General features: G+C 61.8%; 9 protein-coding genes. 4 read left to right on the top strand and 5 right to left on the bottom strand.

Features of this window, described 5'->3' with window-relative positions; genetic code table 11:
* Positions 1 to 33: 33 nt before the first annotated feature.
* The 3 genes from CAPSK01_RS18075 to CAPSK01_RS18065 form a co-directional block, all read right to left on the bottom strand.
* Positions 34 to 417 carry a winged helix-turn-helix transcriptional regulator gene (locus CAPSK01_RS18075; protein WP_273704016.1) on the bottom strand — a complete coding sequence of 128 codons (384 nt, stop codon included), beginning with the start codon at positions 415 to 417 and terminating at the stop codon, positions 34 to 36.
* Between the two features lie 357 nt (positions 418 to 774).
* The gene (locus CAPSK01_RS18070; protein ID WP_034930012.1) at positions 775 to 2,520 is read right to left on the bottom strand and encodes an ATP-binding protein; all 1,746 of its coding nucleotides are present in this window, start codon (positions 2,518 to 2,520) and stop codon (positions 775 to 777) included.
* Positions 2,521 to 2,640: 120 nt separating this feature from the next.
* Positions 2,641 to 3,885, bottom strand: coding sequence for a glucose-1-phosphate adenylyltransferase (locus CAPSK01_RS18065; protein ID WP_273704032.1), 1,245 nt, complete (start codon positions 3,883 to 3,885; stop codon positions 2,641 to 2,643).
* 136 nt (positions 3,886 to 4,021) lie between these two features.
* Between CAPSK01_RS18065 and thrH the strand changes: the two genes are divergently transcribed.
* The 4 genes from thrH to CAPSK01_RS23880 are packed head-to-tail and all read left to right on the top strand — an operon-like array spanning position 4,022 to position 8,050.
* Positions 4,022 to 4,639 carry a bifunctional phosphoserine phosphatase/homoserine phosphotransferase ThrH gene (gene thrH / locus CAPSK01_RS18060; RefSeq protein WP_034930009.1) on the top strand — a complete coding sequence of 206 codons (618 nt, stop codon included), beginning with the start codon at positions 4,022 to 4,024 and terminating at the stop codon, positions 4,637 to 4,639.
* A gap of 14 nt (positions 4,640 to 4,653) precedes the next feature.
* Positions 4,654 to 5,526 (top strand): formyltetrahydrofolate deformylase, encoded by an 873-nt coding sequence (gene purU / locus CAPSK01_RS18055; protein WP_034930006.1) that lies wholly within the window; start codon positions 4,654 to 4,656, stop codon positions 5,524 to 5,526.
* 58 nt (positions 5,527 to 5,584) lie between these two features.
* The gene (locus tag CAPSK01_RS18050) at positions 5,585 to 7,534 is read left to right on the top strand and encodes an ATP-binding cassette domain-containing protein (protein ID WP_034930004.1); all 1,950 of its coding nucleotides are present in this window, start codon (positions 5,585 to 5,587) and stop codon (positions 7,532 to 7,534) included.
* A 39-nt stretch (positions 7,535 to 7,573) separates the two neighbouring features.
* Positions 7,574 to 8,050: a hemerythrin family protein gene (locus tag CAPSK01_RS23880; protein WP_273704015.1), complete on the top strand. Its 477-nt coding sequence runs from the start codon at positions 7,574 to 7,576 to the stop codon at positions 8,048 to 8,050.
* 127 nt (positions 8,051 to 8,177) lie between these two features.
* On the opposite strand, the gene CAPSK01_RS18040 is transcribed toward CAPSK01_RS23880, so the two are convergent.
* Both CAPSK01_RS18040 and CAPSK01_RS18035 read right to left on the bottom strand, forming a co-directional pair.
* On the bottom strand, positions 8,178 to 8,510 hold the full coding sequence (locus CAPSK01_RS18040; RefSeq protein WP_034930001.1) for an AzlD domain-containing protein: 333 nt from the start codon (positions 8,508 to 8,510) through the stop codon (positions 8,178 to 8,180).
* Positions 8,507 to 9,232 (bottom strand): AzlC family ABC transporter permease, encoded by a 726-nt coding sequence (locus CAPSK01_RS18035; protein ID WP_034929998.1) that lies wholly within the window; start codon positions 9,230 to 9,232, stop codon positions 8,507 to 8,509. Before CAPSK01_RS18035 ends, CAPSK01_RS18040 begins: the two co-directional genes overlap by 4 nt.
* Positions 9,233 to 9,549: the final 317 nt, after the last annotated feature.

Below are 9,549 nucleotides of genomic sequence, written 5' to 3'. Positions count from 1 at the left end.
CGGGCCACTCACGTTCCAGGAAGAGGAATTGGCTCATCGTCGCCCGTCCGGCAGGGCCATGCCCTCGTTGAGGATCTCGACATGGCGCGCGTAGCTGAACACCCGGCCGCGTTGCTTGCGCGTCAGTTCGGCGACGACGCCGAAGCGCTCCAGATGAGCCAGTGCCTTGTTCACGGTGGCTGGCGTCAGTCCGGTCGTCGCCGCGAGCGACGCGGCGGTGGCGATCGGTTGGCGCTGCAAGGCCTGGTGAATGGCCAGTGCCGACGCCGCAGCGCGCCCCAGCGCAGCGATCCGCTGCCCACCGGCGGCAGCCAGTTCCAGCAGACCCCTAGCCGATGTCGCGGCCTGGGTGGCGCTCGCCAGCACGGCATCGGCGAAGAACTCGAGCCAGGTCTCCCAGTCGCCCGTCAGGCGCACCGCGTTCAGCAGCTCGTGTCGAAGCGGCCGCGCAGCGCCGGCGTCCAGTCGATTGCGGGCCGCGGCGGCAACGGCGCCGGGACGAAGGCCTGGAACGACTCTCCAGCGGTGGCAACCTGGAGATAACGGCCTTGCAAAGAGCGCTTCATCGGTGGGGGCGGGAACCTAAAATAGCGGCAAGCGCTATTTTAGGTTGGAAGCACTTCGTAAAACAATCTCGGTGAACAGCAGGAAAGTCATGACCGTTTGGAGAGGTGTTCGCCACCTACGCCCATTGGAAGGGCGGCGGATGTCCCCACTCCACGAGGTGTCCGTGAATTCCTCGATGCGTTCCCATCCCGGCGGGTGGATCACCTCCTACCTGCCCAACGGTTTGGCACGCTCAGCCGTTTTGCCAATAGCGTCCAGTTTTTCCACGATCTCCGGGACGATCTGCGCTTTCGATAAAAAACCCGCCAACTGGTGGTAATCACGTTTCCGGAACGACAGCGGCAGACCGATTTCCTTGAAAAAGAGACGGAATACCCGGTCCAGGACTTCGTCAGTGGCTTTGACATCGGCAGACCAGGGCGATTTTTCATCGACTTCCAAGAGATGAGTGACTTCAGCAATGACCTTTCTCATTGCTGCCTGCCTCTTTTCGCGTTCGGCCAGGCCAAAGAGGTCGTCGGTCACCTCATGTGTCGCCCAGGCAAGCAGGACTTCCGGGGTACAGAAATAATTCTCGATTTCACGCTTATCCCACATGAGTTCATTCAGGCTTTCGCTGGGCTGCAGCGGACGATCCAGGTGATCGAACAAGGCAATGCCCACCAGGTCGGGCTTGGCCTCGCGCAGCCCGTTGAAGTGATCGCGTGATTTTTGCGGCAGATTGGTCGCGACGTAGTGAACGAAAGGCGCGTCCAGCAGCGTTTGCGCGGGATGCTGCAGGATTCTGGCGAATACCTTGAGAATCGCCAGATCGGTCGAGTCCTCGACATAGAGCACCCAGCCCATCTGTTCCGCCTGATAGTATTGATCCCATCCCAGATCGGTGAGTGCCTTCATGACCTGGCTGCCGCGGTCGTTCAACAAATGAGGTTTGCCGACAAACGCCACGACCGTGCCACGGTTGGCAGCTTCCGCAAGCACCACTTCCGAATGGCTGGCGGCAATGATCTGCGAACCCTTCTCTTCGGCAAGGTCGTTGATCAGTTGATAGATCTGGCGCTGTCGCAAGACTTCGAGGTGCGCGTCCGGCTCATCCAGTAGCAGTACGGTGCGCGGGTTCATATAGAGGTGGACCAGGATGAGCAAGGTCTGCTGCAGGCCGCGGCCAGAAGATGAGAGGTCGAGACGAATCCCGGATACTTCTTCGTACTCCATGACGATTTCACTACGCTCGGCAATGAATCTGGGACCGAGCAACTTCACGCCAAAAAGCCGCTGCAATTGCCCGACCAGGGTCGTCCAGTCGCTGGACGGTGGAGCATCGCCCTCCCCCCCTGGCCAACAGACACGATAGCAAAGGTTGCGCAACACCTGTGCGGTTTGGCCTTGACCGATCAGGACGCCAATCTCACCGGGCTGTTTGATGAATTCACGGTCGCTCAGACCGGACATGGGCGGCAGGAAAGCGATCCTTGTACGGGTAGCCAACTCCGGAATCGGCATGCGTTCCGGCCGACTTTGGTCATCGAGCCGGAGGGGGCGGCAGTAGAATGATTCCTCGTTTGCATAATCGAATTCAAGCCCGCACGACCAGCTTTGGTCATCGCTCACGCCATCGACGAGAATATCGACGCGGATGTTTCGTGTTTTCTGTTTTCCGGCTTGACGTTCGACATTGCGAACATGCAGGTCTCGCCAGAGAAGATTGGCGCTAGGCACGGGAAGCGCAAGCAAATCCCGACGATTGACTGCCACTCCTTGTCGTTGAATGGCGGTCGATTTTCCATTTCTTTTTTCTGACCAGCGACGTAGCCCCAGTTCCCATAGGGCCAGCGCCTGAAGGGCCGTTGTCTTGCCCGAATTGTTCGGTCCAACAAGCACGACCGATTTCCCCAAGTCTATTTCAGCAAAATCAAAACGCTTGAAATTCCTGACGGATAATTTTGTCAGCATCGTCCATACCCCTACGCTTATGGCTGGCAAACTCAGCCCCCCCTCAATTGCCTGAGTTCAGGCGACCAGTTTCGGCGCGATCGGCGCGAAGTTCTGGCCCCGGCGATTGTCCGCCACCGATCAGAGGTAGTGGAACATCCGCGCATCCGCATAGGTATCCGTGCCCTGGCCTCGGGGAACGACCACGATGCCTGATTCGGTCACGGTAAATCGGTGACGGTCGGCGTCCGCATCGTAACCGATACGATCACCGGCCTCGATTATGTTGTAACGGTCGACGATCACGCGCCTGAGCCTGACGCCCTTGCGCAGTACCGCGTAGTCCATGATGATGCATTCATCGAGTTCGACATCCTCCTCCATGAGCACTTCGCGGCGAACGATTGAATTGCGGATGCGAGCCCCCTTGATCAGCCCGCCGGCACTGATGATGCTGTTATCCAGCTCGGCGTGGAAGAATTTCGGCGACGGCCCCTGATAATTGCTGGAGCCGATCCGCCACTTGGGATTGAATAGATCGAGCTTCGGTTCGCTACCCAGAAGGTCCTGGTGGGCGGCAAAATAGGCATCGATGGTACCCACGTCGCGCCAGTAGGCCGGCTCCTCGGAGGTGCGTATGCCGGGGATGCGATTCCCACAGAAATCGTAGGCAAATACCCGTTGCGTCTGGATCAAGCGCGGCAGCAGATCCTTGCCAAAATCCTTTTCTCCCAGGCGATGCCCTTCCCGTAGCGCCTTGATCAGTACCTCGGTCGTAAAGATGTAGTTCCCCATCGAGGCGAAGGCGTGCGTCGGGTCACCGGCCATCGGCGACGGCTGGATCGGCTTCTCTCGGAAGCTGCGCACGCGGCCGTTGTCGGCGGTATCAATGATGCCGAATGCCGAGGCCTCTCCAATGGGAACAGGCAAGGCGGCGATGGTGACGTCGGCTTGGCTGAGCAGGTGAAAGTGAACCATCTGACGGACGTCCATCCGATAGATGTGGTCGGCACCAAACACCACAACCAGGTCCGGTGCACGCTTTTCGATCAGCCCCAGGTTCTGATAAACGGCGTCGGCAGTACCCTGGAACCATTCCGGCCCCTCGCGCATCTGCGGCGGAACCACGGCGATGAACTGCTCGGGGAAGATTGGCGCCAGCAACCAGGAACGGCGGATGTGCTCGATCAAGGACTGCGACTTGTATTGGACCAACAGGTAAATGGAGAATATCTTCGAGTTGACCAGGTTCGAGAGAACGAAGTCGACGATGCGAAAACGGCCGCCGAAAGGCACGGAAGGCTTCGAACGATGCTGGGTCAGCGGATGTAGACGGGTGCCTTCGCCGCCTGCCAGGACCAACGCAAGAATATTGGGCGTAATCATCATTTCCTCTTTTCTTACTGAAGGGCCGCAGACCTATCATCATACTGCGATGCGGCCGCTATAGCGCTGCTGTGCCGCTGCGGGGATTTGGTAGAATCACGCGCTTACTTCAAACCTCATCCTCTGGGAGCTTGCCGTGCAAATCGTCTGCCTCGACCTCGAAGGCGTCCTCGTCCCTGAAATCTGGATCGAATTCGCCACACGCACCGGCATTCCGGAGCTTCGCCGTACTACCCGCGACGAGCCGGACTACGACAAGCTGATGCAGTCCCGCCTCGCCATCCTGGCCGAACACAAGCTCGGTCTGACAGACATCCAGAAGGTCATCGCCGAAATGGGACCGCTCGAAGGTGCCCGAGCCTTCATCGATGAACTGCGCGAGGACTATCAGTTGATCATCCTGTCCGACACCTTCTACGAGTTCGCGCACCCGCTGATGCGGCAACTCGGCTGGCCGACGCTATTCTGCCACAGCCTCGAAGCCGACGCCGACGGGATGCTGGTGCGCTACCGCCTGCGCATGCCCGATCAGAAGCGCGAGGCGGTGCGCCGCCTCAGGGAGCTCCGGTTCACGGTGGTGGCCGCCGGCGATTCTTACAACGATACGGCGATGCTCGGCGAAGCGCACGCCGGCATCCTTTTTCACCCGCCCGAGCAGGTCATCCGGGCATTCCCGCAGTTCCCGGTCACGCAATCCTACGCCGAGCTGCGCGCAGCGATCGACCAGGCCTTCGTCGCGGTCACGCCCGCCTAGAAAGGTTACGCAGCATGCATTCGCAGCGTTTCTATACCCTCTCCGGATCCTGCCCGGATCAGATCGGCATCATCGCGCGCGTTGCCGGCTTCATTGCCCAGCACCGCGGCTGGATTCTCGAATCGAGCTATCATGCCGACGACGGCAACGGTGAACAGGACGGGCGCTATTTCATGCGCATGGAGGTGAAAGCCGAGTCGCTGCCTTTTCATCTGGCCGAGTTTCGCGAGCGTTTCCGCCCGCTTGCCGACGAGTTGTCGATGGACTGGAAAATCAGTGATTCGGCCGTGAAACGGCGCGTCGTGATCATGGTCAGCAAGCAGGAACACTGCCTCTACGATCTGCTGTCACGCTGGCAGGCGAAGGAACTCGACATCGAGATTCCCTGCGTCATTTCGAATCACGACACTTTCAAGGCACTGGTCGAGTGGCATGGCATCCCCTTCCACCATGTCCCCGTAGACCCCGACAACAAGGCGGCAGCGCACGCCGAGATCAGACGCATCTACGAGGAAGTCAAGGGGGACACGATGGTGCTTGCGCGCTACATGCAGATTCTGCCCGCCGATCTGTGCGACAGCTACCCCGGACAGATGATCAACATTCACCATTCCTTCCTGCCCAGCTTCGTCGGCGCCCGGCCCTACCACCAGGCCTTTCGGCGCGGCGTCAAGCTGATTGGTGCCACCTGCCACTACGTCACCAGGGAACTCGACCAGGGACCGATCATCGAGCAGGACGTGATCCGCATCGACCATTCGGATTCGATCGAAGACATGGTGCGCTATGGCAAGGACATCGAAAAGGCAGTCCTCGCACGCGGGCTGCGCTATCACCTCGAGGACCGGGTGCTGGTGCATGCCAACAAGACCGTGATCTTCCGGTGAACCTGGCTGCCGCTGGCCGGGTACCTGGCGGCGCCCCCAGCACCGGAGCGTCGACGGCATGATCACACTCAAGAGCGTCAGCCTGCGTCGCGGCGCCAGGATCCTGCTTGACCAGACGACGGCAACCTTGAACCCCGGCGAACGGGTCGGCCTTGTCGGTCGCAACGGTGCTGGCAAAACCACCCTCTTCGCGCTGCTCGATGGCAGCCTGCACGAGGACGCCGGCGAATTCTCGCGACCCGCCGCCTGGCGCCTGGCGCAGGTCGTACAGGAGATGCCGTCAAGCAGCCTGAGCGCCACCGAGTTCGTGATCGAGGGCGACCAGGCGCTGCTGGCCGCCCAGCGGCAGGTACAACTCGCCGAAAGCGAAGGGGGCGATGGCGAACGCCTGGCGAACGCTTACCTGGCTCTGCACGACGCCGGCGCACACGATGCGCAGGCGCGTGCCCAGGCGCTGATCCTCGGCCTGGGTTTCAAGACCACCGAACTGAACAATCCGGTCGACAGCTTCTCGGGGGGGTGGCGAATGCGCCTGCAACTGGCGCGGGCGCTGATGTGCCCTTCGGATCTCTTGTTGCTCGACGAACCGACCAACCACCTCGACCTGGATGCGCTGGTCTGGCTGGAGAGCTGGCTCAAACGCTACACAGGAACCATGGTGGTGATCAGTCACGACCGGGAGTTTCTTGACGCAGTGACCACCGTGACCCTGCACCTCGAGAACGGCAGGCTGACGCGCTACGGCGGCAACTACAGCACCTTCGAGGAAACCCGCGCCCAGCAGATCGATCTGCAGCAAAATGCCTACCTCAAGCAGCAGGAGAAGATCGCCCATCTGCAGAGCTTCATCACTCGTTTCAAGGCCAAGGCGACCAAAGCCAAGCAGGCGCAAAGCCGGGTCAAGGCGCTGGAAAGAATGGAGCGTCTGGCGCCGGTGCTGACCAGCGCCGACTTCACCTTCGAGTTCAAGGAACCCGCCAACCTGCCCAACCCGATGCTGGTCATGAGCAATGCCTGCTTCGGCTACCCACCGCCGGTCGATGCACCTGCCGGCACGCCACCGACCGTGATCGTCCGCCGGGTCAACCGATCGGTCATGGCCGGGCAGCGCATCGGCATCCTCGGCGCCAACGGCCAGGGCAAGTCGACGCTGGTCAAGACCATTGCCCGCGTCCTGCCCTGCAGCAGCGGGACCATCCGTGAAGGCAAAGGCCTCAACATCGGCTACTTCGCGCAGCAGGAACTCGATGTCCTGCGCCCGCACGAAACCCCCCTGCAACACCTGCTGCGCCTGGCCAAGGAAGGCCTGCCCACTGGACAAAGCGACCGGGAACAGGATCTGCGCAGCTTCCTCGGCACCTTCAATTTCAGTGGCGAGATGGTCAAGCAGACGGTCGGCACCATGAGCGGCGGAGAAAAGGCCCGTCTGGTACTGTGCATGATCGTCTGGCAACGCCCCAACCTGTTGTTGCTCGACGAGCCCACCAATCATCTCGACCTCGCCACGCGCGAGGCCCTGGCGATGGCGCTCAACGAGTTCGAGGGAACCGTGATGCTGGTCAGCCACGACCGATCTCTGCTCCGTTCGGTGTGTGACGAATTCTGGTTGGTCACCCGCGGCGGCATGGAGGACTTCACCGGCGACCTTGACGACTACCAGCGCTATCTGCTCGACGAGGCGAAACGCAACCGGGAAAGCCTCCGGGAATCACTGAAGAGCGAAAACGGGCCGCCCAGGCGTTTGCCGCGCTCCGGCGGCGATAGCGGTGCGCCGGGCAAGCTGAAAACCCTGCAGCGCGAGCAGGGACACATTGAAAAGCGCCTGCTCGACCTCCAGCAGGCGCAGCACGCCCTCGAAGCACGTTTGTCGACTCCGCTCTCGGCACAGGAACTGGCCGACAGCGGCCGCCGACTGAACCAGATCGCGCTGGAGTTGTCTGCTTTGGAAGAGCAATGGCTGACCCTTTCAGAACAGATCGATCGGGCAACACCCTCGGTACCTTCGTGAGACGGTTGGTCATACCCTTCACAACCGTTGGAGCAAAGAATGAATTTTGAGTTGGCAGAGTGGTCATCGAAGATCGAGGTGGGCGTACCGGCAATCGATGCACAGCATCGACAACTGTTCGATCTGGCCGCCACCTTCGGTGGCGATGGTGACCAGATCAGGGTGTTGAAAACACTGGCACTTCTGACCGAATACGTCAAAGTGCATCTGCACGAAGAAGAGCAGTTGATGATGGCCTGCCACTACCCAGGCCTTGAGGCGCATCGGAAGTTACACCGGGAGTTTCGCCGGATGCTTTTTGATCTGCTGGAGAACGCCAAACGGATGACCCTCGACGAAATCGCCGAAGAAGTGAAGTTCCTGATCAACGGCTGGTTCTACAATCACATCCTGGTTGCCGACTTCGACTACGTGCCGAGTGTGCAAGCCGCTGCCAGCGCGGCATCGACTCCCCAGCATGCGCTCACAGACTTTGACAAGGGCGCGGGGCTGGCTGCGGTTGCTAGCCGGGCGTGAACCAGCGCCGTCGGTGCTCGCCCACTTCACGCCTCAGGCCACGCAAAGCGCGAGAAAAGGCTCCTCGACGGACGAATTCCCGCGACCGGGCGCAGCGCAGCGGGCTTCGAAGAATCCGGTCTACGGTCTACCTGCCGAGCAACGCGAAGAGGCCGTGCAGTGCCCCCATGCCGACGATGAAGGGCAGCCAGGGATTCTTCCAGCGCGTTGCCACCGCCACCACCGCAATCATCGCCAACAGCTTCGGGTTCAAGGGCGCAATCTGTCCCTGCACCAGCAGCAGGTCGGGCGCAACGATGGCGGCCAGTGCTGCGGCCGGTGCATAGCGCAGCGCGCGCTGGACGACCGGCGGCAGCGTGACGCGGCTCCCCAGGACGATGAAGCTCGCGCGCGGCAGCGTGGTCGCGAGACCGATGGCGAGCAGCATCAGCCAGAGCGTCCAGTCGTAGGGCCCGTTCATTGTCCGGCCCTCCACGCGTGCCAACGTTCGGCCGCGAAGCCGGCCAGGATGCCGGCGACGATGCCGACGAAGAGCCCGAGCCGCAGCGGCAGTGCCGACAGCGCGACCGCCGTGCCGCCGCCGACCAGCACCGAGACGAGCATCGGCCGGGCCTTCGCCATCGGGATCATCAGCACCATCAGCGCGATCGTCGCCATGAACTCGAGCGACCAGCTTTTCGGAATCTGCCCGGCGAAGCCGATGCCGACCAGCGCAAAGCCCTGCCACAGCACCCAGCTCCACAGCGAAGGCGCGAGGAAGTAACCGAGGCGCCAGTCGCGACTCTCGGTGTGCAGCATCTTGTCGAGCGTCACCGCGAAGACGCCGTCGGTGAGCAGGTGCCCGCAGACCCAGCGCCCCCGGATGCCGACGCCGCGGAATCCCTGCGCAATGGCCGCCGAAAAGATCACGAAGCGCAGGTTGATCGCCAGCGCGACGGCGACCATCAGCCAGACGGGTGCCCCGGCGGCGATCAACGGCAGCGTTCCGAGCTGCGCGGCGCCGGCGAAGACGATGATGTTCATGCCCATCGCCTGCAGGGGCGACAGGCCGGCGCTGGTCATCGCGACGCCAGTGACGATGGCCCAGGGCACGAGGCCCACCGAGAGCGGCAGGAAGAGGACGAAACCTTCGCGCGCGCCGGCGCGGAAGTCGGGGGAGAGGTGACGTTCGAGCAAGGACATGGGAGCTTGATCCGGAAGGGAGCGTATCGTAGCAGCGACGCGAACACGACCACCCGCCCGGTGCCGGTGACGGCGACGATCGAGAAGCCGCATGACGGACGTTGCCGATGGACGAAGGCTGCGATGGCCGCGGTGGCGAGCAGCAGGATGCCGGCGATGACCGACGCATGCGTTGCCCCGACATGGCGCACGGCAAGCCCCAATCGGGATCGAGACGCCGGGCACGCCCAGCCAAAGGCCGCGGCGAGCGGCCCGTTGATCCTCGACGGCCGTTGTTCCGGACCCGGTCGCGGCGGCGCTCATCGCCGACCGCCGGA

Origin of the sequence: Candidatus Accumulibacter vicinus (genome assembly GCF_000584955.1) — a bacterium.
GTDB lineage: Bacteria > Pseudomonadota > Gammaproteobacteria > Burkholderiales > Rhodocyclaceae > Accumulibacter > Accumulibacter vicinus.
The sequence above is the reverse complement of the archived record's forward strand: the minus strand, read 5'-3'. Positions and strand labels throughout refer to the sequence as shown.

Coding starts and splice junctions, on each gene's coding strand:
- CAPSK01_RS23880 (WP_273704015.1), top strand. CDS start 7,574: ATGAATTTTGAGTTGGCAGAGTGGTCATCGAAGATCGAGGTGGGCGTA.
- CAPSK01_RS18035 (WP_034929998.1), bottom strand. CDS start 9,232: ATGTCCTTGCTCGAACGTCACCTCTCCCCCGACTTCCGCGCCGGCGCG.
- purU (WP_034930006.1), top strand. CDS start 4,654: ATGCATTCGCAGCGTTTCTATACCCTCTCCGGATCCTGCCCGGATCAG.
- CAPSK01_RS18040 (WP_034930001.1), bottom strand. CDS start 8,510: ATGAACGGGCCCTACGACTGGACGCTCTGGCTGATGCTGCTCGCCATC.
- CAPSK01_RS18065 (WP_273704032.1), bottom strand. CDS start 3,885: ATGATTACGCCCAATATTCTTGCGTTGGTCCTGGCAGGCGGCGAAGGC.
- CAPSK01_RS18050 (WP_034930004.1), top strand. CDS start 5,585: ATGATCACACTCAAGAGCGTCAGCCTGCGTCGCGGCGCCAGGATCCTG.
- CAPSK01_RS18070 (WP_034930012.1), bottom strand. CDS start 2,520: ATGCTGACAAAATTATCCGTCAGGAATTTCAAGCGTTTTGATTTTGCT.